The 22,737-nt window shown below is 48.2% G+C and carries 24 protein-coding genes and 1 pseudogene; 23 read left to right on the top strand and 2 right to left on the bottom strand.

Annotation, left to right across the window (positions count from 1 at the left end):
* Window positions 1-268 precede the first annotated feature (268 nt).
* The 15 genes and pseudogenes from GFER_RS16000 to GFER_RS19820 all read left to right on the top strand — a co-directional run.
* Window positions 269-589 (top strand): nucleotidyltransferase domain-containing protein, encoded by a 321-nt coding sequence (locus GFER_RS16000; RefSeq protein ID WP_040101016.1) that lies wholly within the window; start codon window positions 269-271, stop codon window positions 587-589.
* On the top strand, window positions 582-998 hold the full coding sequence (locus GFER_RS16005; RefSeq protein WP_040101017.1) for a HEPN domain-containing protein: 417 nt from the start codon (window positions 582-584) through the stop codon (window positions 996-998). The genes GFER_RS16000 and GFER_RS16005 overlap by 8 nt, the downstream gene beginning before the upstream one ends.
* A gap of 924 nt (window positions 999-1,922) precedes the next feature.
* Complete coding sequence (locus GFER_RS16015; RefSeq protein WP_040101021.1) at window positions 1,923-2,132, top strand: DUF2283 domain-containing protein; 210 nt, start codon at window positions 1,923-1,925, stop codon at window positions 2,130-2,132.
* Window positions 2,133-2,608: 476 nt separating this feature from the next.
* Window positions 2,609-2,983, top strand: coding sequence for a nucleotidyltransferase family protein (locus GFER_RS18390; protein WP_082048135.1), 375 nt, complete (start codon window positions 2,609-2,611; stop codon window positions 2,981-2,983).
* Window positions 2,980-3,465, top strand: a complete 486-nt coding sequence (locus tag GFER_RS16020; protein WP_040101023.1) for a ribonuclease toxin HepT-like protein — start codon at window positions 2,980-2,982, stop codon at window positions 3,463-3,465. Before GFER_RS18390 ends, GFER_RS16020 begins: the two co-directional genes overlap by 4 nt.
* A gap of 522 nt (window positions 3,466-3,987) precedes the next feature.
* A complete protein-coding gene (locus GFER_RS16025) occupies window positions 3,988-4,824 on the top strand; it encodes a ThiF family adenylyltransferase (RefSeq protein ID WP_040101024.1) in 837 nt (278 codons plus the stop codon).
* A 14-nt stretch (window positions 4,825-4,838) separates the two neighbouring features.
* Window positions 4,839-5,612: a class I SAM-dependent methyltransferase gene (locus GFER_RS17960; RefSeq protein WP_052446509.1), complete on the top strand. Its 774-nt coding sequence runs from the start codon at window positions 4,839-4,841 to the stop codon at window positions 5,610-5,612.
* A gap of 41 nt (window positions 5,613-5,653) precedes the next feature.
* Complete coding sequence (locus GFER_RS16035) at window positions 5,654-5,968, top strand: hypothetical protein (RefSeq protein ID WP_040101026.1); 315 nt, start codon at window positions 5,654-5,656, stop codon at window positions 5,966-5,968.
* A 167-nt stretch (window positions 5,969-6,135) separates the two neighbouring features.
* Window positions 6,136-7,371 (top strand): DegT/DnrJ/EryC1/StrS family aminotransferase, encoded by a 1,236-nt coding sequence (locus tag GFER_RS16040; protein ID WP_040101027.1) that lies wholly within the window; start codon window positions 6,136-6,138, stop codon window positions 7,369-7,371.
* A 15-nt stretch (window positions 7,372-7,386) separates the two neighbouring features.
* Window positions 7,387-8,865, top strand: a complete 1,479-nt coding sequence (locus GFER_RS16045) for an oligosaccharide flippase family protein (protein ID WP_040101029.1) — start codon at window positions 7,387-7,389, stop codon at window positions 8,863-8,865.
* 3 nt (window positions 8,866-8,868) lie between these two features.
* A complete protein-coding gene (locus GFER_RS16050; protein WP_082048137.1) occupies window positions 8,869-9,840 on the top strand; it encodes a polysaccharide deacetylase family protein in 972 nt (323 codons plus the stop codon).
* Window positions 9,841-9,844: 4 nt separating this feature from the next.
* Window positions 9,845-11,167: an O-antigen ligase family protein gene (locus GFER_RS16055; protein WP_052446510.1), complete on the top strand. Its 1,323-nt coding sequence runs from the start codon at window positions 9,845-9,847 to the stop codon at window positions 11,165-11,167.
* A 167-nt stretch (window positions 11,168-11,334) separates the two neighbouring features.
* On the top strand, window positions 11,335-12,432 hold the full coding sequence (locus tag GFER_RS16060; protein ID WP_074669613.1) for a glycosyltransferase family 4 protein: 1,098 nt from the start codon (window positions 11,335-11,337) through the stop codon (window positions 12,430-12,432).
* Window positions 12,433-12,610: 178 nt separating this feature from the next.
* Window positions 12,611-13,213 (top strand): transposase, encoded by a 603-nt coding sequence (locus GFER_RS16065; RefSeq protein WP_040101032.1) that lies wholly within the window; start codon window positions 12,611-12,613, stop codon window positions 13,211-13,213.
* Window positions 13,214-13,268: 55 nt separating this feature from the next.
* Window positions 13,269-13,436, top strand: a pseudogene (locus tag GFER_RS19820) (helix-turn-helix domain-containing protein); the annotation flags it as partial.
* Here GFER_RS19820 and GFER_RS16070 read toward each other — a convergent pair.
* A complete protein-coding gene (locus tag GFER_RS16070; protein WP_040101033.1) occupies window positions 13,387-13,788 on the bottom strand; it encodes a type II toxin-antitoxin system VapC family toxin in 402 nt (133 codons plus the stop codon). The pseudogene GFER_RS19820 and the gene GFER_RS16070 sit on opposite strands and share 50 nt — an antisense overlap.
* A complete protein-coding gene (locus GFER_RS16075; RefSeq protein WP_200889353.1) occupies window positions 13,785-14,060 on the bottom strand; it encodes a DUF2281 domain-containing protein in 276 nt (91 codons plus the stop codon). The genes GFER_RS16070 and GFER_RS16075 overlap by 4 nt, the downstream gene beginning before the upstream one ends.
* Before the next feature lie 234 nt (window positions 14,061-14,294).
* Here GFER_RS16075 and GFER_RS16080 point away from each other — a divergent pair, with 234 nt between their 5' ends.
* The 8 genes from GFER_RS16080 (at window position 14,295) to GFER_RS16115 (ending at window position 22,701) form a co-directional block, all read left to right on the top strand.
* On the top strand, window positions 14,295-15,302 hold the full coding sequence (locus tag GFER_RS16080) for a polysaccharide deacetylase family protein (RefSeq protein WP_040101035.1): 1,008 nt from the start codon (window positions 14,295-14,297) through the stop codon (window positions 15,300-15,302).
* The gene (locus GFER_RS16085) at window positions 15,302-16,420 is read left to right on the top strand and encodes a glycosyltransferase family 4 protein (RefSeq protein WP_074669607.1); all 1,119 of its coding nucleotides are present in this window, start codon (window positions 15,302-15,304) and stop codon (window positions 16,418-16,420) included. Before GFER_RS16080 ends, GFER_RS16085 begins: the two co-directional genes overlap by 1 nt.
* The gene (locus GFER_RS16090) at window positions 16,417-17,004 is read left to right on the top strand and encodes a GNAT family N-acetyltransferase (protein WP_040101038.1); all 588 of its coding nucleotides are present in this window, start codon (window positions 16,417-16,419) and stop codon (window positions 17,002-17,004) included. Before GFER_RS16085 ends, GFER_RS16090 begins: the two co-directional genes overlap by 4 nt.
* Window positions 17,005-17,011: 7 nt before the next feature.
* Window positions 17,012-18,181 (top strand): carboxylate--amine ligase, encoded by a 1,170-nt coding sequence (locus GFER_RS16095; RefSeq protein ID WP_139172196.1) that lies wholly within the window; start codon window positions 17,012-17,014, stop codon window positions 18,179-18,181.
* Between the two features lie 20 nt (window positions 18,182-18,201).
* Window positions 18,202-19,284 (top strand): sugar-transfer associated ATP-grasp domain-containing protein, encoded by a 1,083-nt coding sequence (locus GFER_RS16100; protein ID WP_040101040.1) that lies wholly within the window; start codon window positions 18,202-18,204, stop codon window positions 19,282-19,284.
* 52 nt (window positions 19,285-19,336) lie between these two features.
* Window positions 19,337-20,866 carry a UDP-N-acetylmuramoyl-tripeptide--D-alanyl-D-alanine ligase gene (locus GFER_RS16105; protein WP_052446512.1) on the top strand — a complete coding sequence of 510 codons (1,530 nt, stop codon included), beginning with the start codon at window positions 19,337-19,339 and terminating at the stop codon, window positions 20,864-20,866.
* The gene (locus GFER_RS16110) at window positions 20,866-21,477 is read left to right on the top strand and encodes a M15 family metallopeptidase domain-containing protein (protein WP_040101041.1); all 612 of its coding nucleotides are present in this window, start codon (window positions 20,866-20,868) and stop codon (window positions 21,475-21,477) included. The genes GFER_RS16105 and GFER_RS16110 overlap by 1 nt, the downstream gene beginning before the upstream one ends.
* 267 nt (window positions 21,478-21,744) lie before the next feature.
* Window positions 21,745-22,701 (top strand): glycosyltransferase, encoded by a 957-nt coding sequence (locus GFER_RS16115; RefSeq protein WP_052446513.1) that lies wholly within the window; start codon window positions 21,745-21,747, stop codon window positions 22,699-22,701.
* Window positions 22,702-22,737 lie beyond the last annotated feature (36 nt).

Genomic DNA, 22,737 nt, shown 5'->3' on the forward strand with positions numbered 1-22,737 from the left:
GAGAAAAGACCTTGAGAAAAGATTTATGACTATGCGGGTTTACTCAGCGCCCTTGGCGTACTCAGCGGTGAAAAGCAGTTCTGGGTTTTAAATCCGCGATCATCTTGAAAATCTGCGTCCTATTGTATTGGTTTCGAGAGCACAGCGAACGGGCGTGAGATGACTTTGAATTTTTTTCGTGTTTTCAGTGCATTCCGTGGACCAGAAAAAGATCTTGATAGCAGAAGACATAAGATCAACATTTCGTGGATGAAAAAAGGAATCAACCATGAAACAACTCAAACAGGAAGATCTTGACGTCATTACTCAACGAATTGTTGCAGCGGTGCATCCGGAAAAAATTATCCTGTTCGGTTCGCATGCGTGGGGGCATCCGTCCGAGGATAGCGATATTGACATCATGGTCATCGTCGACAAATCAGACCAGCCTGCTTATCGAAGAGCGAGAGACGTTTATCGCAGCCTTCGAGGCTTGAAATTACCCGTCGAAGTGCTTGTACGGACAGGTGAAGAACTTGCTCGCGGAATGCACATCAATACATCACTTGAGCGCAAAGTTGTTGAAAATGGGAGGATTCTTCATGGATGATTTGAAAAAGCATGAAGTCAGTCAATGGCTCATCAAATCCATTCATGATGTTCGATCTGCTCGAAGGCTATTCAGCGATGAGCCCCCATTGCGAGACACCGCAGTATATCATTGCCAACAGGCAATGGAGAAAGCCTTGAAAGCGTTTTTGACTTTGAATGAAACTGTTTTCCCTAAAACGCATCTTCTTACAATCCTTCTCGAACAATGTATTGAGGTTGACCACGATTTTGAAGAGTTGAGAGATGCCGCTGAGATATTGACACCTTACGCAACAGCATTCCGCTACCCCGGCGACTACCTGGAGCCAAGCGACACCGAAGCCCAGGAGGCGATAGAGCTGGCGGATCTTGCACTGAACTTTGTGATGCAGAGAATGCCACATGAGATTTCAACCTTTGTGTCTTGAACTTAAACCTTCGAGTCTTGGTGTTAAGCGGTTTTTTTCGCGTCTTCGCGTCTTAAGAGAGCACAGCGAACGGGCGTGAGATGACTTTGAACTTTTTCCGTTTTTTCAGTGCATTCCGTGGACCAGAAAAAGATTGGAACGCGGAAAGAACTGATGATGCCGCGTAAGTGCGGATAAGGGCTTGGCTCACCGCAGAGGGCGCGAAGAGCGCAGAGAAAAAACCTTGAGAAAAGATTGTTGATTGTAAGGGTTTACTCAGCGACCTTGGCGTGCTCAGCGGTGAAAAGCAGTTGCGGGTTTTAAATCTGCGTTCATCCTGTAAATCTGCGTTCCATTGGTTTTGAGGACGCGGAAAAGGCNCTTGGCGTGCTCAGCGGTGAAAAGCAGTTGCGGGTTTTAAATCTGCGTTCATCCTGTAAATCTGCGTTCCATTGGTTTTGAGGACGCGGAAAAGGCAAAAGCAAGGCTGGATTCACCGCAGAGGGCGCGAAGAGCGCGGAGAAAAGATCTTGAGAAAAGATTTATGATTATGCGGGTTTACTCAGCGCCCTTGGCGTACTCAGCGGTGAAAAGAAGTTGCGGGTTTTAAATCTGCGTTCATCCTGTAAATCTGCGTTCCATTGGTTTTGAGGACGCGGAAAAGGCAAAAGCAAGGCTTGGCTCACCGCAGAGGGCGCCAAGAGCGCAGAGCAAAGACCTTGAGAAAAGGTGTATGACTATGCGGGTTTACTCAGCGCCCTCAGCGTTCTCAGCGGTAAAGAAGACTTAAAGGTTTTTATATCCGCGTTCATCCTGAAAATCTGCGCATCCGAATGTGGGGTAAAATCAAGGACATCGATAAGAATTTGCGGGTGATCCTCCTTGAAGATGGTGAAACAGTGCATAATGCCTTTTTCGACCGAGGATATAAAGAGGAATGACACCATGAAAATAAAATATTTTTCAGATACTGACACGGCCCTGGTTGAATTTTCTGACAAGGAAGTCGCTGAAACCCGGGAGATCAACGAGAATATTTATATTGACCTCGACAGTGACGGCAGCTTGGTCTCGATGACAATCGAGCATGCCAAGGAAAAAGCCAATATCGCTGAATTGTCATTCATCCAGATGACCGGATCGCAGCTCTCTTAGACTCAGAGGCCTTGGAACGCGGAAAGAGCGGATGAAAGCAGGATGAGAGCGGATAGGACACAAGCAAAGGCTTGGGGACACGGATCAAATCTGATCAAAGCGGATCAGGCAAAAGCAAGGCTGGATTCACCGCAGAGGACGCGAAGAGCGCGGAGGAAAGACTTTGAGAAAAGATTGTTGATTGTAAGNTCTGATCAAAGCGGATCAGGCAAAAGCAAGGCTGGATTCACCGCAGAGGACGCGAAGAGCGCGGAGGAAAGACTTTGAGAAAAGATTGTTGATTGTAAGGGTTTACTCAGCGCCCTCAGCGTTCTCAGCGGTGAAAGGCAGTTCTGGGTTTTAAATCCGCTTTGATCCTGTAAATCTGCGTTCCATTGGCATTTCAGGTTTTTGACCGAATCCATTTTTCTTGGTGTCTTGGAGCCTCCTTGGTGCCTTGGTGTTGAAAAGCAGCATTTCAAATAGGGGCTGATATCATGTCAGGAAAAACAGCTTTAGAAATGAATCCCGCTGAGTGGCAGCGTTACCATCCTTTTCGTGGGAGAAAAGACAAAACTCTACAGGCCAATAAAACAGTTGAGGCACGAAACCTGGCAAATAAGTTAGCGACAGAATTGCGTCAACGGTTTGGTGCCCAAAGGGTTGTCCTGTTCGGCTCACTGGCCCGTGAAGAACTCACAGCACATTCTGACATCGACCTGGCTGTGTGGGGAATACCACCTGAAAAATTTTACTCTGCCGTCGCTTTTGTTACTGGAGCGAGTATTTCATGGTCTGTTGATTTGGTTGACGGTGAGGATTGCTCACCTGCATTACTGCAAAGCATTGATACAGAAGGTATTGAGCTGTGACGGCCAAAAACATTGACCCAACTGAGAGAATCCTTTCTGAATTGGTGGAGTTGTCCGTTCTTGTCGCGCGCGTTGAACAAGGATGGACAAAGGCGAGCAAAAGTCAGGACGATTTTTTTCTGGATAGTGTGGCCTTGAACCTTCACGGTTTCTATTCAGGATTCGAAAGAATTTTCGAGCGAATTTCTTCATTGATTGATGAAAATATTCCTGAAGGTGCCAATTGGCATCAGGAATTGCTAAACAAAATGACATTGGAAATCCCTGGTAAAAGACCTGCTGTTATATCAGAGGATCTCAAGAAAAATTTTGAGATGTATCGTGGTTTTCGTCATGTAGTGCGCAATGTGTATACATACCACATGAAACCAGAAAAAATTGAACCACTGGTCAAAAAACTTCCTTCTGTGTTCACAACTGCGGAAAAAGAGATTCAGGCATTTGTGGACTTTATGAAAAATAGAGCGGATGAAACCGGATAAGAGCGGATAGGGCACAAGCGAAGGCTTGGGGACACGGATCAAATCTGATCAAGGCGGATCAGGCAAAAGCAAGGCTGGATTCACCGCAGAGGACGCGAAGAGCGCGGAGGAAAGACTTTGAGAAAAGATTGTTGATTGTAAGGGTTTACTCAGCGCCCTCAGCGTTCTNGCGGATCAGGCAAAAGCAAGGCTGGATTCACCGCAGAGGACGCGAAGAGCGCGGAGGAAAGACTTTGAGAAAAGATTGTTGATTGTAAGGGTTTACTCAGCGCCCTTGGCGTACTCAGCGGTGAAAAAGGGTATGGGTTTTAAAACCGCTTTCATCCTGTAAATCCTGTCGCTTTAAGGGGCTTTTGATTTTTTTATTCAACCTTCACATTTGGGTAGTTAAAGAACGATATCTTGCTTTGAATTAGTTGATTGATTTCTGACAAGTCGCGGGTAAAGTTTATCGCATTGCTTGTTTATCCGCTGGTCGGTTGTCGACCAAAATCTTGTCAACAGGAAAAAGGGAGGAACACCATGGACGAAAAAACCTACATCGACGGTATGCTCACTCGGACACGGCTTTTCATCGACGAAGAGTCCATCCAGAAAGTCCGAAACACCACCGTCGCCATTGCCGGCATGGGTGGCGTCGGCTCCATCACCGTCGATCTTCTGGCGCGCTGGGGCGTGAAGAAATTCCGCCTGCTCGACATGGACAAGTACGAACCCACCAATCTCAACCGGCAGTTGCTCGCCACCTCCACAACCCTCGGCCAGAACAAGGTCGATGTCGCCGCCGAGCGCATCAAGGCGATCAATCCCCATGCCGAGGTGGAAAAAGTCGTCATCGAGATGGTCAACAACACCAACGCCCGTCCCTTTCTCGATGGCTGCGGCGTCGTCATCCAGACCGCCGATCGGCCCTCGGCCAAACTGCTCTACCTGGCGGCGCGCGATTGCAAAATCCCTCTGGTCAACGGCCATGCCACCGTCACCGGTGGACGCATCCAGGTGTTTGATTATCGCAAGTCCGAGTGCGAAACCGCCCTTGAGCGTCTGTGGCAGAATATCAAGCTCAAAGGCGGCAAGCCCATTACCGAGATGAATCCCGAAGAGGTTCAGGAGTACGACAAAAACTTTGTTCATCCTATGGCGCCATCATTGAATTTCGTGACCAATATGGTGGGGTGCTGGATTGTGGCCGAGGCCATTAAGGTGCTGACCGGCAAGGGTAAGGTGGCGCATTATCCGAAATATCTGGATTTCGATACGTTTGAACTAAGTATGCGTCTGCGCAATTCGCTCTCGCCCATCGATCCGATCAACATCAAGCGGGTTTCCGGGTTGGTGAAGAGTAAACTGGCTCGCTAATAACAGGATTTTTTATGGCAAGTTCCGAAGATCAACAAAAAAAGAAAAGCGAAGCCGAGCATTTCGACAAAATGGTTTCGGGTGGCAGTAAAGAAGTTGTTTTTTATGACACCGATTTTGTATCAAAGTTGGCGAAAGATATTGTCAGATTTGCCATTGACAAAGTTGGCAATGTTGACGGTAAAAAAGTCCTTCTCTATGGTTCCGGGGTCAACCTTGGACCCGCCATAGATTTCGTCAATGCAGGTGCAACCGTCGTGATGATTGATATCTCGCCAAAATCCGTTGAAACCCTAAACAAGATAATCCAGTCAAGAAACCTTGGCGAAAAAATTTCTGCAATCGTAATGGATTGTGAGAATTTGGAATTCGAGGACGGCAGTTTCGATTTTGTTTTCGGTCGAGCGATTTTGCATCACCTTGATGTCGAAAAGTCGCTTAAGGAAATTCAACGGATTTTGAAAAAGGGTGGGCGCTCGGTGTTTATCGAGCCCCTTGGGATGAATCCCCTTATCAACCTGTTTCGTTATTTAACGCCCTCCAGGCGCACACCCGACGAAAAGCCGTTTAACAGGAAAGAGTTTGATTTGTTCCAACGGATGAACTTTGAAAAGATAGAACATTTCGAGTTTTCACTCGTAACGAATGTCGGGATTTTTTGCGAAGCAGTGTTGAAATGGAAACTTTTCAAATATGAGACCCTCAAACGAATCGATGATGTTCTTTTGAGCAAGGTACGGTTTTTCAGGCGATTTTGCTGGAACACTGTACTGGTTTTTGAACGTTGATCGGGGTATGTATGATTTTCCATAGTCGGGAAAGGCGCAAGATGAAAAAAATATTTTTGTTGCTCTGCATTTTGCTTCTGGTGGCGCAGTTGGCTTCAGCTCAAATGGTTTCTGCCCCGCCGGACTACCGAAGTTGGCCCAGCCACCCCAGAGTGCCGACCATGACCCCCGACCAGATTCAGGAGCTCATGCTCAAAGGGGAAAAACTGGTGCTGATTTATGCCGGATTTCAAACCGATAGGGTCATCTGTGGATCCATCCATATTCCATATCAATTGACGCCGCCCTTTGGCGATGGAACTAAGGTGCAGCCGGTTTTTCCCAAGGATGCCTGGCTGGTCGCCTACTGCCCCTGACCGGCTGAAGAAGACAGCTCCCGTGTGGTGCAGTGGCTCAGGTATTTAGGTTATCAAAAAGTAGTTGCAGTGAAAACCGGACAGGCCGGCATGCGCCGTGCCGGTTTTGCCGAATGCTCGTTCGATTCGATGATTCGCGTGGGTCGTTAGGACTGATGGCAGGATTAATGACTTCGGTGGTGGATATTAAGCATAGCGCACTCCAGAAACCTTCCCCCACCAAATGGGTGCCCCTCGCAGGTGCCGATTGGCGAGTTCTGGATATTGTGCGAGCCGCCCCTGGTGCATTCTTTTCTTCCCAGCGGGCGGTGCTGCGTCTGGAAGAATATCTGGCCGGTATACTGGGTGTTTCTGTCCTTGCCACCGAGGTCGGGCGCACCGCGATAAGATTTGGTCTGACAGCCCTCGGCCTTGGAAGGGGAGAGGGCGTTTTGGTGCCTGCCATGGTTTGCCCCACAGTCATCAGCGCCATTCTCAATGCCGGCTGTCGCCCCGTTTTTGCCGATGTGGCAGAGGGTGAAATAACGGTCTCGGCGGAATCTTTACTACCTTTTTTCACTCCAGAGGTGCGCGCGGTTCTGGTGCCACATTTGTATTGTTTGAGTGCGCCGATGGTTGACATTGAAAATTTTTGCAAGGCCAAGGGGGTTTTTCTCATCGATGATGCCGCGCAAAGCTTTGGACTGCGGTACCAGGGGCAATATCTCGGCACTTTCGGCGATGTGGGTATATTGAGCTTTGGCCCCTTCAAGGGGATTGCTTCTCTTCGCGGGGGTGCCCTGGTCAGTCGGTCCCCCGGCCTTATTGAAAAAGCACGGATACAGCTTGTGCATAAGGAAAAAGCCTATGCTCCTTTCAGGCGTTGTATCAGTGGATACTTCAAGTATTTCAGGCGCCGGCATTTTTTGGAAAAAAAGCGTGAAAATACTAAATCCGGAAAAACTCCCCGGGGCCCAAAGGAAAGTGTGCCTGCTTACGCCGGTGGTTACTCCTTGACCGGGTTCGATGCGGCGCTGACCCGCCTCACCATCCTAAGACACGCAGAAATTTTACAAGCCCGGTCCTTGACAGCCGAAAAGGTTTTTCAGAGTTTGTCCGATACTGGGCTCTTTGGTTTTATCGGGGCGCCCGACCTCCCTTATGTCAAAATCCCCGTTCGCCTCCAAAGAGGCCACGACGCCAAGGAGGTCGTTGCCCTTTTGCGAGAACTCAAAATCGACGCTGAACGAATCTACCGTCCCGCGCACCTTGGCTCGTCGTTTCAACAATATGCCGCGCATTCTTTGCCGAATGCTGAAAAATGCCACCGGGAAATTATATTGTTGCCCAATCCGTACACTCAGGGTGAAGACGCCGTCGCCCGCATGGCGCAAGCCGTTCAATCCCTTTCGCGCCACCTTTAAGCTGGGTCAATCCTTATGTTGCAGTATCTGAAACAGACCCTCAGGCATTCCGCGGTCTACAGCTTTGCCAACGTGGTGCAAAAGGGGGTCGGCTTTCTCATGATCCCCGTTTATACGCATTTTCTCTCACCCGCGGAATACGGCGTCCTGGAAATGATGGACCTCACCATGATGGTCCTGTCGATGATCACCGGCATGAAAATCGGCGGCGCCGTCATTCGTTTCTATTTTCGCTACGATTCCTTAGAAGAAAAGCGCGAAGTCCTCTCCACCGGGCTGATCGGCATAACCATTTTTGCTCTGAGCATGGCTTTAGTTCTCGAAGCCCTGGCTCGGCCCATTTCGGGGTTACTTCTCGGCAGTGTCGAATATTACAGATTTTTTCAAATCATATTCATTTCCATGGCTCTGCAGACGGTGGCCGTCGTGCCCGAGAGCCTCCTGCTTGCGCAAAAGCGCTCCGTTGTTTTTTCAACGATCACCCTGCTCACTTTCGTGTCCTATCTATCCCTCAACATTCTCTTCATCGTAGGGATGAAGATGGGCGTTATGGGCATGGTGCTCAGTACGGTGATAACCAAGATCTTTAACGTCTCAATGCTGTTCGCGGTGACGCGGGGTGAATTCTCCTTTTCATTTTCCGTTGAGAAATTCAAGGCAATGCTGGCCTATTCCCTGCCTTTGATTCCTGCAGGCTTGTGTATGTTTGCCATTCATTATTCAGACCGTTTTTTTATCCAAAAATATGTGGGTCTTGAAAGTTTGGGTATATATTCGCTCGGCTATAAATTCGGCATGATTATCTCTATTTTAGTCACCCAACCAATCTTTCGCATCTGGAATACGCAGCGTTACGAAATCGCGAAATCAGCTGACGCCGACATCGTTTTCGGCCGCATGTTCACCTATATCCTCTTCGCTTTTTTGGGGGCCGGTTTGGTGATCAGCACTCTCATCGACGAGATTATCGGCATTATGGCCCCTGCGCAGTACCAGGGGGCGGCGGCTGTCGTGGCCCTGATCGTGTGTGGCTACATTCTTTTTGGCTGTGCGTCCTTTACGCAACTTGGCATGTTCATCAACTATAAGACAAAGTATGTTGCCTATATTAATTTCGCCACCGCACTTCTGAATGTTGTGATGAACCTGGTCCTGATTTCAAGATTTGGGATTATGGGCGCTGCGGTATCGACTATGCTCACCTTTTTCTCTCTTGCGTTTCTAAGCTATCTCGTTTCGCAGAAACTGCTCCCGGTGAAATACGAATATCTCAGAGTGGTCAAACTTGTTACACTTTCCATCGCATTATACGCCCTTTCCCGGGCCATTGATTTGTCATTGTGGCCCTCATTGGCGGCCAAGATCGGCTTGCTGAGTCTGTATCCCGGCCTCCTTTATGTGATCGGATTTTTCAGTGTCGCAGAGATTGCCAAGGGCCGGGAGTTGTTGCACAAATTTAGTCTGCGAAGGGGCCGTTCCGCGGCGAAAGGTTAACCTGTGGCCGCACGTCTCGATATTCTGACTTTTCATCGCATTATGCCTCGCCGGGAGCGGTACTTTATTCCCCCCATGGCTATGGAGGGAACAACCTTTACGCGGCTGGTCGAAAGGCTGGCGGCAGCGGGCAGGGTCATAGCCCTGGACGAAGGCGTGCAGCAACTGAAAGAAGGTCGGCTTGCGGGTCACAAGGTGGCCATTACCTTCGATGACGGATATATTGACAATTACACCCTGGCTCGCGACGTGTTGCAACGGGTAGGAGTGCACGCTAGTTTCTTCGTGCCTGTGACGCCTATAGACAAACAGTTGCCCTACTGGTGGGACCACTTGTTTGAGGTGTTGAAGTCAGAAGCAGTGGCCCTTTTCAAATGGGCATTGCAGCAGCCCAATCCGCAGCCTTTGCAGCATGCCCTTGAAACCGCTGCAGTGGCGACAAACGAGCCTGTCGGTGAGCGCTGTCGCAGGCTGGTCCAGGCACTCAATAACCTGGGCCAACGAGAGCGCCATGCATTCACCGAAGGGCTCGTTGGAGAATTCGGTTCTGTCCGGGGAGACCGGCTCCTTATGACCTGGGACGAAATCCGGCAAATGCAAAAGGATGGTTTCGCCATTGGCTCGCATTCCGTATCGCATATCCCTTTAACCGACCTCGATTTCCGTACCGCGAAAAACGAGATCGTTGCGTCGTCAAGGCTTCTGCGTGAACGCCTTGGGCAATGGCCCACCGGTTTCTGCTTTCCTCGTGGCGCTTTTACGGCAGACCATTCAAGCTTGGTGCGGGAAGCTGGTTATGACTATGCCGTTACGACCTGTTTTGGTGGTAATGACGCGCAAGCAGATCCCTTCTCGCTCAAGCGGCGCAATATGTCTGATTATCAAGGGGTCCGCAGCCGTTTCCCGGTCGCCATGCATTTGTTTGAACTGAGTGGCTGTCTGGATAAGTTTTTGGCAGCTAGAAGGGCTGGATGATCGTATGTTGCCGTTGAAAACTATCCTTTATTTGACTCTGTTTTGCCTTGCCTTGGTGGTGAGCGTTTTTCAGAATCCCATCGTTGGCATTTACGGCTACCTGGCCACCTACAATGTCAACCCCCTTGGCCAGTGGTGGGGCAGGTTCCTGCCTGGCTGGGCGGCACGCTACAGTTTCTGGCTGGCGCTGGCCATCGCGATGGGCATTGCTTTCAACTATTCAAAGCTTCGTTTTAAGCGGTTCTTCGAAACCCAGGAGCTCCTGCTCATTCTGTTCGTTGGAGTGATTTGGGCCTCGGTTTTTCTCGGACAGGGCAGCGGCATTGATTATAACGTCATGAAGATGACCAAGGTGGCCATTGTTCTTTTGATGGCCAGCCACATCATTACCACACGTCGCTATTTTCAAGGGATGATCTGGGTATTTGTTCTGTCCGGCCTTTATCTGGGATACGAACTATACAGTGGCTCTGGCGCCTATCGGGGCGGTCGATTTCATGCCGGGGTCGGTGGTTCTGATTTTGGCGAGGGAAATTTTCTGGCCGCTCATTTCGGGATTTTGCTGCCGTTTATCGGCGTAATGCTGATCAAGGGCAATTGGAAAGTCCGAGTTGTCTGTGTTCTAGCTGCCGCCTTTGTCGCAAACGCTATCGTTATCACCCAATCGCGGGGGATTTTCGTCGGGTTGGCGGCAGGTTTGCTAGCAGCTGTTTTTTTTACCATGCGCCTGAAAGGGTACCGCAAAAAGGTTCTAGCTTTAATTTTTATAGGATTGCTTGGTGTCGTTTACGTTGCCGACGACAATTTCTGGAACAGAATGCGGACAATTCAAATCGAAGAAGACGGCGTGCGCGACCGGTCAGCGGAAGGTCGGGTAGAGGCATGGCATGCTGCGTTGGCCATGGCTCGAGATTACCCACTTGGCGTTGGGGTTGGCCAGTTCTTCGGTCATGCTGGTGTCTATGTACCTGAAGCAGCAGGCCGCGATACTCACAATACTTATCTTCGCTGCCTTGCAGAACTCGGTTTTCATGGCCTACTAGTTCTGATTCTGATGATTTTCACCTCGTTTCTCATGTGCCGCCGTATCGAAATCGAATCAGCAAAATTGGCACCTGAAATTGGGAGATTCTTTCTGCTTAATGCCTATGCCATAAAGTTAGCACTCGTTGTTTATCTGGTCACAGCGATGTTTATATCCTCTGTTTACATCGAAGAAATGTATTGGCTTCTGATGATGCCGGTGTTTCTCAAGCGGGCAATGGAAAATGAGGTGGAGGACAATCGGACAGAGGAAAAAATCCGCCAAATCGTTGGTGACGCGTAGGGCTGCACCGACGTGCGCCCAGGGTTCTAAGTGTAATTGAATGTTCCCGTAGGGGCGAGGCAACGCCTCGCCCAGGCCGACCCAGCGGGGCGCCCCCACAACGATCGCGAGACCAGCGCAAAGGGCGCACGTCGGTGCGCCCCTACTGAAGAATGAACCGGTTTTTTATGAATGACACTGCAACAAAACAACAATGCCCCGCCGTCTGTCTGGTCTCGCCCTTTCCTCCACCTTATGGTGGCATGGCGATACAGGCGGAGAAACTGGCGGCGTTGCTGCGCGAACAGGGCAGCGAGGTTGTCGAGGTGCGCACCAATGGCGCGTCGGGGCAGGGCGGGGCCATGGCCCGAATTCCCGGAGTGCGCTCGATCATCAATCTTGCGCGTTTTCTGCGTGATCTCGATTCGGCGCTGCGCCGTACGGACGTGGTGTATTTTCTCAGCGGATTTTTCAACTTCTATTTTTGGGTCACTTTCCCGGCGTTGCTGCTGATTTATGCCCGGCGCAAACCGGTGGTGCTCAGCGCCAGAGGGGGCGATGCCGCGCGGTTTTTCCGGCGATACGGCAAACTGGTCGGCCCGGTTTTGCGGCGGGTTGATAAAATCACCACGCCATCGGGGTTTTTGCGCGATGTTTTCCGCGACGCATTTGCCCTTGAGGCACAAGTCATCCCCAACATCGCCGATCTGGATCAGTTTGAATTCCGGCGGCGCGACCAATTTCGCCCACGTCTGCTGGTGACGCGCAATCTTGAACAGATCTACGGCATCGACACCGTGTTGCGCGCTTTTGCGCTCGTGCGGGAGCAACATCCCGACGCCACCCTTGTCATCGCCGGCGGCGGAAGTCTGCGCGCCGAACTTGAGCAGTTGGCCGCCGAACTCAAGGTTGACGATGCCGTAACCTTCCACGGCCCTGTCAGCCACGCCCAGATTCAGCGCCTTTACGGTGAATACGATATTTACGTCAACGCCTCACGCATCGACAATCTGCCCGGCTCGCTGCTCGAAGCCTTCGCCAGCGGCCTGCCGGTGGTCTCCACCCGCGCCGGCGGCATTCCGTACATGGTTGAAGATGGCGTCACCGGGATGCTGGTCGCCGTGGATGACCACCAGGCCCTTGCCGAACAGGTCTTGCGCATTATCGACGACCCGGCGTTGGGTCTGGCCCTTGCCGATGCCGCATACGCCGAGTCGCAAAAATATGCCCGCAAAAACGTGGCACCGCAATTGGTGAATTTATTGGCGCAGCATGCGCGGCCGTAGGGGCGACCCGGTGGGTCGCCCTGGTTGGCGTACCCGGAATGTTGATTTGCATCACCCCGCGTGAAAGGGCGACCCGGTGGGTCGCCCATGACCGTCGACCAATGGCGCAAATCAGGGCGACGCACCGGGTCGCCCCTACGATGAAATGTTGTTTATTTGAAGAAAGGGAGGGGGGGCCATGTACAACCCCGACGTTCACAACCGGCAATCCATCCGGTTGCGGGATTTTGATTATGGCGATGCCGGGGCGTATTTCGTGACGGTATGCGCCTGGCGGCGCGAATGTTTGTTTGGTGATGTGGTCGATGGCGATGTGCGGTTGAATGAATTGGGGGTGTTGGTGCGGGACGAATGGTTGCGCACCCCGGAGGTACGGCCCAACGTTGTATTGGATGAATTTGTCGTGATGCCGAATCATTTTCACGCGATTTTATGGATCACCGACCCCGTAGGGGCACGGCGTGCCGTGCCCGGTTTTGATCCTGCCGTCCCCGGTCCAAACCCCGCACCACAAAACCAGGGCACGGCACGCCGTGCCCCTACGGTCGAAAAATTCGGTCGGCCTGTTGCGGGTTCATTGGCAACCATTGTTCGTTCATTCAAATCCGCCGCCACCAAACGCATCAACGCATTACGCAACAACGCCGGATGCCCGGTATGGCAACGCAATTATTATGAACACGTGATCCGCGGCGACCGCGATTTGCACGCGGTGCGGCAATATATTGCCGACAACCCGGCTAAATGGGCATTGGACACCAACCACCCTGACCGGATTTAACGGATGGTTCCCGTCGGGGCACGGCGTGCCGTGCCCTGGATTTCTGGGAATAGTGCTCCAGGAATGGGAACAAGGCCGCAGGCAGCCTTCGGGGGCCGCCAAATCATTGATTGCTATAGCAATCAAACGCCCTGACGGCTTGAAGGAAATTCTGCCTACGGGGGATGTGGATTTTACCAAATCGTTTGGGTTGGGGATTTGCGGATTTTTTCGTCCCGTGTAATCAATGGTATTTCGAAATGAAGCGCCGATGCGGCAATCAGGCGATCCGGCATGTCCGGAACATCGTTGCGGGGGATCTGTTGAATGGCAAGTGCGGCATCAAGGTCGACGGTATCAACGACCAGTCCGGTACTAGGGTCATCAATGGCTTCCAGTAATAATTCAAGGGCCTCTTGTGGAATCCTGCTCTTTTCGACGAGGTAGACAATTTCGACAATTGTGATGGCCGAAATATACATTTTGGAATGGGTCTGTCCAACATGGTCTATGGCCGCCGCGGCGCTTGGTGACAGCTTTTCAGGTTCGGACAAGAGCCAAATCAAGGTATGGGTATCGAGGTAAATGTCACTCATTTTTCGTCCCTGCCGGGGAAATTACCCCACATTTCCTTGCGGAGATTTGAGATTTCCCCGTCTGAAATGTGAACGGAAAATCGACTCCAGAGGTTCTTCAGGCTCCGCCGTTCAGCACTGGCGGTTTTGGTTTTGAGGAATTCAATAAAATCAATGACCTCGGTTTTTTTTTCAGGAGGAAGAGCGCGGAGAGATTCAATGATTTTTTTTTCTTCGGCCGATTGTGTGGACATGAGAGCCCCCTTGCTGGATTTGTAAATAAAATCTAGCATTTGTCTGAAATCCTGTCAAAAACGATTCGTTGGGATTGATTATCGCGGGCTTGAGTTGAATTGGCCTACCATGCCCGACTCGGAACGTGCCGTGCCCTGTTTTGACCGCGCCGTGCCCTGTTTTGACCGCGCCGTGCCCGATTCTGGCCGTTTGCCGTACCCTGGTTGCGGGTTGCAAATAAATAGAGAAAGGGCACGGCACGCCGTGCCCCTACGGGAGACAACACCAACACCATGCCCAAACCCAACGTCTTCATCACCATCGACACCGAACACAGCATCGGCGGCGCCTTTGCCGACCCGGCCCTCAAGCCCGTAGGCAACGACAAGCGCATCTATGGGCGTATTAACGGCCAGGAATACGGTATCCCGTTGATTATGGACATCGCCGATCGCTACGGCATTCCCCTCACTTTTTTCGTCGAAGTGCTCAACAAGTATTATTTTGGTGAGGAAGAAACCCGCGAGGTGTGCGAATACATTCTCGGACGCGGCCACGATGTCCAATTGCACCTGCACCCCAATTTTCTCAATTTTAAAGATTCCGACACGGCGGCGCGACAATATCGTGATAATATGTCGGCTTACGATCTCGATGCGCAGAAGGCCTTGATCACCGAAGGAAAAGAGCTTTTGACCCGCTACTGCGGCCGCGCACCGACGGCCTTTCGCGCCGGCAATTACGGCGCCGACGCAAACACCCTCAAGGCCCTTAAAAGCAACGGTATTTTCATGGACAGCTCATACAATGCCGCTTTTCCCAAACACAGCCGACGCCTTCACGCCGAAGCGCTCAACGACGCGGCTGAGATCGACGGGGTGTGGGAGCTGCCCATCACCAACTTTACCGAAAACATCCCCCTGCGCGGCGAACGCCTCAAGCCCTTGGACCTAAACGGCGTGAGCCTGGCCGAAATGAAAGCGGTCATCCACCAGGCACTCGATGACCGCGGGCCGCGCAACCTCACCCTGATTCTGCATTCCTTCAGCTTTCTCAAGGCCAGGGACGTGCAGTATCGCGAGTGTTCGGTACGCAAATATGTGATCGAGCGGTTTGAGGGGTTGTGCCGTACTCTTGCCGAATTGGGCGATAGGGTTCGGTGCCGCAGCTTTTCCGATCTGGCCGCGGAGGGGATGGAGCCGGTGGGAGAGGGGGCGGCGCAGGTGTTTCCGCGCATCTCTGCCGGGCTGTCGGTTTTGCGGGGTATTGAACAACAATATGGTGAGGTAAGTGCCCGCTGATGTCACAGTCACAGCTTCGTATTTTACATCTGGTCAATAATTTTGGTGTTGGTGGGCTTGAGAGCGTGATTCGCCAAATTGTTCTGACGCCGTGCAGTGAACTTCAGCCGCATGTGTGCGTCCTGAGCATGGCGGGCCGCTTTGCCAAGGCAGTCGCTGAAGAAGGCGTGCCTCTACATCATGTTGACCGGAAAAAAAAGAAAAAGCGCATAGGTGCGACCATCGCTGAAATATCCGAACTGGTAGCCCGCTGGCAAATCGATGTGATCCATTGTCATGACAGCAGTTCATGGTTTTTTGGCGCGATCGTGGGAAAGAAAATCTCTAAACGAGTCGTCGTCACTAGGCATGGCCGACTCGAAGAGTGGCGATGGAAAACCATAGCCTTGAACAAAATATTATCCCTGCTGACCGATCGCATCGTTGCGGTTTCTCCCGAAGTGCGGGACGATTTGGTCCAACGGGAGTTTATCAAGGGAAGCAAGGTTGACGTGATTTACAACGGAATCAACCTGGAACCCTTTGCCGTTGCCGGCAGTAAAGAGGCCGCAAAAAACAAATTGGGATTGGACGCCGGCAGTTTTGTCACGGGCACCGTCACGAGATTTTATCCGGTAAAAAATGTCGAATTGCAGATCGATATGGTTGAGCGTTTAAAAGACCGTATCCCACAGCTCAAACACCTCATCGTTGCGCCAATTGCCAACGACCTTGGAAGAAAGATCAAGGCGGATATCGCTGAGCGCGGGCTTGAGGGCAATATAGTGTTGCTTGGCTACCGCGAGGATATCCCACAGGTTTTAAAGGCGATGGACCTTTTTGTGCTGACTTCTCTTTCGGAAGGCACCTCTATTGCCCTGATTGAAGCCATCGCGGCCAACCTGCCGGTAGTGGTGAGCAACGTGGGGGGCAATCCGAATCTGGTCGAGGATGGGGTGAACGGCTTTTTGTTTGATCTGGATAAAGAAGGGGATTTTGAGGCCAAGGTGTTGCGGGTTTATGAAAACCGGGATGTTGCCGAAAAGTTCGCCTCGCAGCAAAGAGGGATTGCGGAAAAGTTTTCTGAAAAGAAAATGATCGCAAATTATAAATTCATCTATGAGAAATCTTGCAGATGAAATGGTTTATTAAGAACCATATATTTGCATTGGACGTTATGGAACTAATGTCGATGGATCTATCTCAAGATCTGTCTGCATTGAAAATAGCGCGACCTGAATTTGACGTTAAGGTTGTTAGGGTAATTGATCGGATTTTAGAAAAAAAAATTGAAAAAACAATTGATGAAATGGATTTAAAAAAAACATTCGATCTAAGTGAAGCAAAAAAAAGGTTAGCTAATGGCTATTATTTTTCTTATGCTTTGTCGCCCGAAGGAGAGGTTGTCGGGTGGTCATGGGCGGCAGTCAACAAAGTATATTTTTCGGAATTTAATAGAAATTTAAAAATAAATAGCAAAGAAGCTTTCACCTATAACGCGTTTGTGAGAAGTGACTACAGGGGTAAAAAAATAAACCGCTTCCTGAAGAATGCCTTGATTTCAAGATTAAAGAAAGATGGTTATAGTCAATTTTATGGTTACATACATACATGGAATAAATCTTCTATTAAGTCTTTAGAGTCAATCGGATTTAAACACGTTGGAAGAGTTTTTCATGGAAAGCTGTTATTTTTAGATTTTGTAAAAACAAAAAGGCATTAAAGAAATTATGGAGCAAATAGTTCTGCTAGACTTGAAATTTAATCATTTCCAGATAATGCGTAATTTCAATCAAACGCTATTCAGGATAGCTGTATATTCGAATTCAAGAAATATATTTCACAATACCGCAATAAAATTTGAACATATTAAAGCGGATGGTGATATCGACACCCAAATTTATTTGGCTGGGTTGTTGGCGTTAGGGGGAAATTTTAAAAAAAAACCCTTTATTGTTCCGGCTACTGATGAAGAGGTTTTGTTCTTATATAAAAATTCCGAAATTATTGAAAAATATTACACAATAAGCAATCCAAAAAAAGATATTGTTGAAAATGTAATAGACAAATTTAACATTCAAGATTTGTTGAAATTCCATGGTTTCACTTATCCTAAAACAGCCCTTTTAAGTGACGGTTTTGAAACCGATTTAAAGCTTGATTATCCTTGCATTATAAAATCTGCTTCCGCAGGCGATTGGAAAAACGAAAAGTCAAGTACCCTTGTGGGTGAAAGCAAAGCTGTTGTTGTCAATGACGCTGCGGAACTCGCATTATATTTTGAAAAATTTAAAAGAATTAGCCCTCGATTGATTGCTCAGGAAATTATTGAGCCGGCCGAAGGCGGCATTTTTTCTTTTTGCAGCTACTCGGACCGTGACGGAAAGGTGCTTCATGGTTTTGTCACGCAGAAGCTTATTCAATACCCCGAAGGTTTCGGCACCGCTGTGCTTTGTCAAACGGTGGACGATAATGAAGTCTATGAATTGGGTAGAAGTGTCATTGAGCGCCTTGGTGCCGATGGCGTTTGTGAAACTGAAATTATCCGTGATGCGCGCACAGGCAAGCTTATTATTATTGAGATCAACACCCGGCACTGGATGCAGCATCGGTTGTCGACGCGGTTAGGGGTCAATTATAGTTTGCTGGACTTCTATTACCGTACCGGAAACGATGAAAAGGTTCGAGAGTTTGTGGGCAACGCGAATGGCCGGCCGCGCAATTTTATCTGGTTTGATGATGTTGGTTTTATGATTTACGTCGTGAAAAACCTGTTTCAGCCTAGGAAATGTAAATTAAGGGAAGTGTGGCGCAATAAGTGGGAATTTTCCCTTTTTTCGCTGACGGATTTGCGGCCGTTTTGGGGCTGTGTCTGGCAAAAAGTGTCAAAATTTCGCTAACGGTGAGTAAGGGGGGTCTTATGGCAAGCCCTGGCGGTGGGTTGTCTAAGTCATTGGCTTGGCGGGTCAAGCTGTTTTCTTTGGCCAACAAAACAAGTGTTGGCGCGTCGCGTAACAATCCGTTTACCTACATGGGTTGCATGTGTAAGAGCTATAGCCTTTACCGGAAGCATGGTTTTCTTCCTGATGAGGCGATGAAGCTTGGACTTTTGAATTCAAAGGATGGCGTTGAAGGCAACTTCATCAGCAAAATTCAGTTGGTGGCCCGTCAGAAGTTTCTTAATCATCCATCTTTTCAAGAGATGACGGAAGATAAGGCCGTATTCTACACGTTTTGTTCCCGAATGGGTTTGCCCACACCGCGGCTTTTGGCATTGTTCTTTAGTGCGTCATCAGGCATGCAATGGGGCCAACGACCTCTCGCCGGTGAAAGTCAGTGGGTAGATTTTTTTGATAATTATTGCCCGCCTGAGTTTGTCGTTAAACCAAGCCTCGGTGTTTATGGCGAAGGCATACTTTTCGTTGAAAAAAATAGCCCTGGGTATTCCGGGGCAGAACTTTTCCGCACGCTACAAACCCATCCCAAATATCACTCCTTTGTTATTCAGGAATGTCTGCAAAATCACCCTGCGATCATGGCAATCAGTCCCAAGCGGGGCTTGCAAACAGTGCGCGTCATCACATTTGTGAAAGAAGATCTTAGCGTTGAGATTCTCATGGCCTACCTCAAGCCGATTGTGGGTGAAAACCGGATTGACAATCACAGCAAGGGGTTTACGGGAAATCTTCTCTGCCAGATCAACCTTTCAGATGGGACTCTGGGGGATTTAGTTATGGTGGGGCAGGAAGGCGTTATTAAATTAGAGGCGCATCCGGATACGGGAAGTGTGTTTAAGGGGCAGAAAATGCCGCTTTGGGATGAGCTTTGTGGGTTAGCGCGCAGTGCAGCGAAAGGGTTTTTGCCTATGCGTGCAATTGGATGGGATGTCGCCGTGACACCGGAGGGGCCGTTGATCATTGAAGGAAATGCGCGGTGGGATCCCCCGAAGTTTGGAAATATTGAATTTTTGATGTGTTCTATGGGGGATAGTGAAAAGGTGTAAGTTTTTCTATCTAAATTGCTGAGAATGCAGATCTATTGATATTTGAGGAATTATGGATTTAAGAAAACAGTATGAAATTCATGAAAAAATAAATCCAGACGGATTGTATTCGAAATATTTGGCATCAGAATTTATTTCTGTCGAACCGGAAGAAATTGGTAAAGATTGTATGCATTTTTGCGTCCCTTTTGAAGAGCCAGAAAATTCAATAAAGAAAATAGTTTATAAAATTATTTCGTTTTTCGAAATTTTATTCCCAGAGTTCAAAATTAAATTTTTAGATAATCTAGAAAAATTATCTAAAAATAAAAAATTTATAAAAAAAATAAATTATTTTAAAAAGAAATTTTTTAACGCAAATGCTTGCGCAAATTTGGCAATAGAGAGCGGTGCAAAATATGTAGTGGTTAATAGCAAGCTTGTTAAGGGTGAAAATGTAATTTTTGTAAAAAATGTTATCGATGCTTTTTTGTGTATGGCAATCTCTCATAGAGAAAAAATTAATAAAACTGTTGTTTCTATAACTGGTTCTTGTGGAAAAACGACAACAAAAGAGTTGATAGCAACTGTTATATCGACCGAAAAAATAGCGGTCAAAACCAGGAGAAATTTTAATACAAATATTGGTGTGGGTCACACCATTTTAAAAATTGGCAAATCTGTCGATGTTGGTGTCATCGAAATTGGATCTTCAGGGGGGCAATCTATTATAGATTTATGTCGGATTGCTCAACCTCAGCTTGGGCTTATAACAAATGTTGGTAAAGCGCATCTTAAAGGGTTTGGTGGTGTTCAAGGGATTGTAAAAATAAAACGTCAGCTTTTTGATTACATCTCTGAACATCAAGGTTTTTTCTTCGCCAACATCGACGACCCCAATATCGTCAAAATTGTTGCCGACTATCCCTCCGTTTGGTCCTACGGACAACACCCATTGGCCTATATTCGCGGTGAAGCCATTGAAAGTGCCCCTTTCCTCAAGGTCCGCTGGTTCGTTCCAGAAAAATTTCAAGATCAAGCTGGGGGGCCTATTTTAGACATTCAGACGCATCTTTTTGGCACCTACAATCTCTCAAATGTCCTCGCTGCCATTGCCGTTGGTGCCTACCTCGGTGTTAGCCCCGACAACATTCGCAAAGGAATTGAAACTTACGAGCCGGAAAATCACCGCTCGCAAATACTACCTAAGGGCGATATCACTTTCGTAATGGACGCCTACAACGCCAATCCCACCAGTATGCATGCCGCTATTGACGATTTTGGGAAACTTGAAGCCCCTAAAAAAATCGCCATACTTGGCGACATGCTGGAATTGGGGGATTACAGCCTTAAAGAGCATGAGGATATGGTCGCTAAGCTGGCCGCTATGAAACTCGATGCCGTTTTATTCGTGGGCAAAGAGTTTGGACGGGCCGGCGCACACAAAGTCGGGCGGCATTTTTCATCGGCGGCAAAGCTTGCTGATTCCTTATCGTATGACGACCTTCGCCACGCGTATGTTCTGGTCAAAGGCTCGCGCGGCATCGGCCTTGAGGCGATCCTCAAAAAGTTTGATTTGCCGCAGGAAGAAGCAGACGCCTAATGGTTATTCTGCCTGAGCCGTTGCGCCTCAAACTCAGAGTAAACTTCCTGATTCTTCATTTGCGCGGGCAGGGTATTCCCTGTTGGATTCAGGCCCATTACCGCACGCCCGATCGCGCCCACCGCTGGAGTACCGCTTATAGTGTTCTCAGCGGCAAAATCAACGTCGGCGATTTGCGTTGTCTTGCAGATGGTCGTGATCTTGACGGCAATCTCTGGTTTAAGCCTGAATGGGCGCCAGGGGCGGGCGACCGCGCACCGGCGAATGAGTTTGCAGCGATCGTGGCCAATGCAAATGAACTTGGCCCGCGCAAGCCAGTGTATGCTGAAGAAGGATATGCGTCGACTGACCCACGGCGGCGGCCAAATCTGGCGGAAATCCCCATATCAAAGCATATCACTGGACGCGCTATAGATTTGAATGTGGAGTGGGCAGCATTGGGTGGACCTTGGAGCGCGCAGGCCGATGAGCTCATCGCGCGCTATGGCTTGTGTCGTCCTGTTACCTCTGAAAGCTGGCATGTTGAAAGGAATAAGGCCCATGGCATGAATGTCCCGCTTAGGGAATTGTTTGTAGCCATTTGGAAGTATCTACTGCGCCGCTTCAAGTAAAAAGGGCTAAAATAATAAATAATTGGCATGTTGTCATCGGAACCCGCAAACTGAAAACCTTGTCTTGTGTCCGTTTTTTCATTTAAAAGGTTGAAACCTTTTTTATCTGCTTTGTGATTGGGAAAGAATGTCCTTTGTAAACTTTTATGTTGAAAAATATTTCAAAACTTTCTCGTTAACTTTTGTATGTTGTGTCAAGAATTTTTTGAAAAGTTTTTATTCTGCGCACCAAACTCATGGACGTCTATTTTAGAACGAAAAAATCTTATGGAAAAACTTAAAAAAAACGATGATTGCAAATTTAAAGTCAGCATTGTTATTCCGACTTTTAATAATGAAGAATACATATTGGATGCTTTGGAGAGTGTAATTAATCAAAGTTATAAAAATATTGAAATAGTTGTTGTCGATGATGGTTCGACAGATGGTACACAGTATGCTTTGGAAAAATATAAAAATAAGATCAAGTATATATATCAAAAAAATAGAGGTGTTTCTGCAGCGAGGAACAAAGGGATAAGTGTATCAACTGGAGATTTTATATGTTTTTTGGATTCAGATGATATCTTCGAAAAAAATAAAATTGAAAAACAATTAAAGATTCATAAAGAGAACGAACAGTTGTGTGTTTCATACACAGATATGGCAATTTTCAATGGCGGAAAAAATTTTGAAAAAAGTTACCATAAAAAGAATAATATGAATTGCCAAAGTGGATTTATATTTAAAAATGTTGTTCTTGGAAATATAATTTCAACAATAACTGTAATGATAAAGAGGGAAGTTTTCAATAACGTCGGGTTATTCGATGAAAGCTTGAATATAGGGGAAGATTACGATATGTGGCTCCGTATCGCTAGCCAGTACGAAGTTGGGTATGTTCCAGAGGTGCTTTCTTTTTACAGGCGTGGACACCAGAGTTTAACCACAAGGAAACCAACCTCTACATTCAGGGAGCCAGTTCTTGTGTCTATTATTAAAAAGCACCTCGCTTTGAATAAAGACCTAAAAAAACAAATTCCTATTGTAAAGCTCAGGAGAAGGCTTTTCCAACCTTATTTTGATAGTGGGTGGTCTCAATACCATGCCGGTAATTTTTTTCTTTCGTTCAATTATTTCAAGGCAGGTCTTCGATATTGGCCTTTAAATTTGAAAACTTATTTTTATTGCATTGCCTGTCTTGTAGGGAATTATTTAAATAAAAATAAAATTATGAAAAAATAATGGAATTATACGATCCGAATTAATAATGGTCGCATT

Origin of the sequence: Geoalkalibacter ferrihydriticus DSM 17813, assembly GCF_000820505.1 — a bacterium.
Taxonomy (GTDB): Bacteria; Desulfobacterota; Desulfuromonadia; order Desulfuromonadales; family Geoalkalibacteraceae; genus Geoalkalibacter; species Geoalkalibacter ferrihydriticus.

What these genes read in the sequence shown, in the direction of transcription:
- GFER_RS16105 (WP_052446512.1), top strand. Translation starts at nt 19,337, where the DNA reads ATGGATTTAAGAAAACAGTATGAAATTCATGAAAAAATAAATCCAGAC.
- GFER_RS17960 (WP_052446509.1), top strand. Translation starts at nt 4,839, where the DNA reads ATGGCAAGTTCCGAAGATCAACAAAAAAAGAAAAGCGAAGCCGAGCAT.
- GFER_RS16075 (WP_200889353.1), bottom strand. Translation starts at nt 14,060, where the DNA reads ATGCTAGATTTTATTTACAAATCCAGCAAGGGGGCTCTCATGTCCACA.
- GFER_RS16055 (WP_052446510.1), top strand. Translation starts at nt 9,845, where the DNA reads ATGTTGCCGTTGAAAACTATCCTTTATTTGACTCTGTTTTGCCTTGCC.
- GFER_RS16005 (WP_040101017.1), top strand. Translation starts at nt 582, where the DNA reads ATGGATGATTTGAAAAAGCATGAAGTCAGTCAATGGCTCATCAAATCC.
- GFER_RS16025 (WP_040101024.1), top strand. Translation starts at nt 3,988, where the DNA reads ATGGACGAAAAAACCTACATCGACGGTATGCTCACTCGGACACGGCTT.
- GFER_RS16080 (WP_040101035.1), top strand. Translation starts at nt 14,295, where the DNA reads ATGCCCAAACCCAACGTCTTCATCACCATCGACACCGAACACAGCATC.
- GFER_RS16095 (WP_139172196.1), top strand. Translation starts at nt 17,012, where the DNA reads ATGGAGCAAATAGTTCTGCTAGACTTGAAATTTAATCATTTCCAGATA.
- GFER_RS16000 (WP_040101016.1), top strand. Translation starts at nt 269, where the DNA reads ATGAAACAACTCAAACAGGAAGATCTTGACGTCATTACTCAACGAATT.
- GFER_RS16110 (WP_040101041.1), top strand. Translation starts at nt 20,866, where the DNA reads ATGGTTATTCTGCCTGAGCCGTTGCGCCTCAAACTCAGAGTAAACTTC.
- GFER_RS16040 (WP_040101027.1), top strand. Translation starts at nt 6,136, where the DNA reads ATGACTTCGGTGGTGGATATTAAGCATAGCGCACTCCAGAAACCTTCC.
- GFER_RS16100 (WP_040101040.1), top strand. Translation starts at nt 18,202, where the DNA reads ATGGCAAGCCCTGGCGGTGGGTTGTCTAAGTCATTGGCTTGGCGGGTC.
- GFER_RS16085 (WP_074669607.1), top strand. Translation starts at nt 15,302, where the DNA reads ATGTCACAGTCACAGCTTCGTATTTTACATCTGGTCAATAATTTTGGT.
- GFER_RS16065 (WP_040101032.1), top strand. Translation starts at nt 12,611, where the DNA reads ATGTACAACCCCGACGTTCACAACCGGCAATCCATCCGGTTGCGGGAT.
- GFER_RS18390 (WP_082048135.1), top strand. Translation starts at nt 2,609, where the DNA reads ATGTCAGGAAAAACAGCTTTAGAAATGAATCCCGCTGAGTGGCAGCGT.
- GFER_RS16035 (WP_040101026.1), top strand. Translation starts at nt 5,654, where the DNA reads ATGAAAAAAATATTTTTGTTGCTCTGCATTTTGCTTCTGGTGGCGCAG.
- GFER_RS16045 (WP_040101029.1), top strand. Translation starts at nt 7,387, where the DNA reads ATGTTGCAGTATCTGAAACAGACCCTCAGGCATTCCGCGGTCTACAGC.
- GFER_RS16070 (WP_040101033.1), bottom strand. Translation starts at nt 13,788, where the DNA reads ATGAGTGACATTTACCTCGATACCCATACCTTGATTTGGCTCTTGTCC.
- GFER_RS16115 (WP_052446513.1), top strand. Translation starts at nt 21,745, where the DNA reads ATGGAAAAACTTAAAAAAAACGATGATTGCAAATTTAAAGTCAGCATT.
- GFER_RS16090 (WP_040101038.1), top strand. Translation starts at nt 16,417, where the DNA reads ATGAAATGGTTTATTAAGAACCATATATTTGCATTGGACGTTATGGAA.
- GFER_RS16060 (WP_074669613.1), top strand. Translation starts at nt 11,335, where the DNA reads ATGAATGACACTGCAACAAAACAACAATGCCCCGCCGTCTGTCTGGTC.
- GFER_RS16015 (WP_040101021.1), top strand. Translation starts at nt 1,923, where the DNA reads ATGAAAATAAAATATTTTTCAGATACTGACACGGCCCTGGTTGAATTT.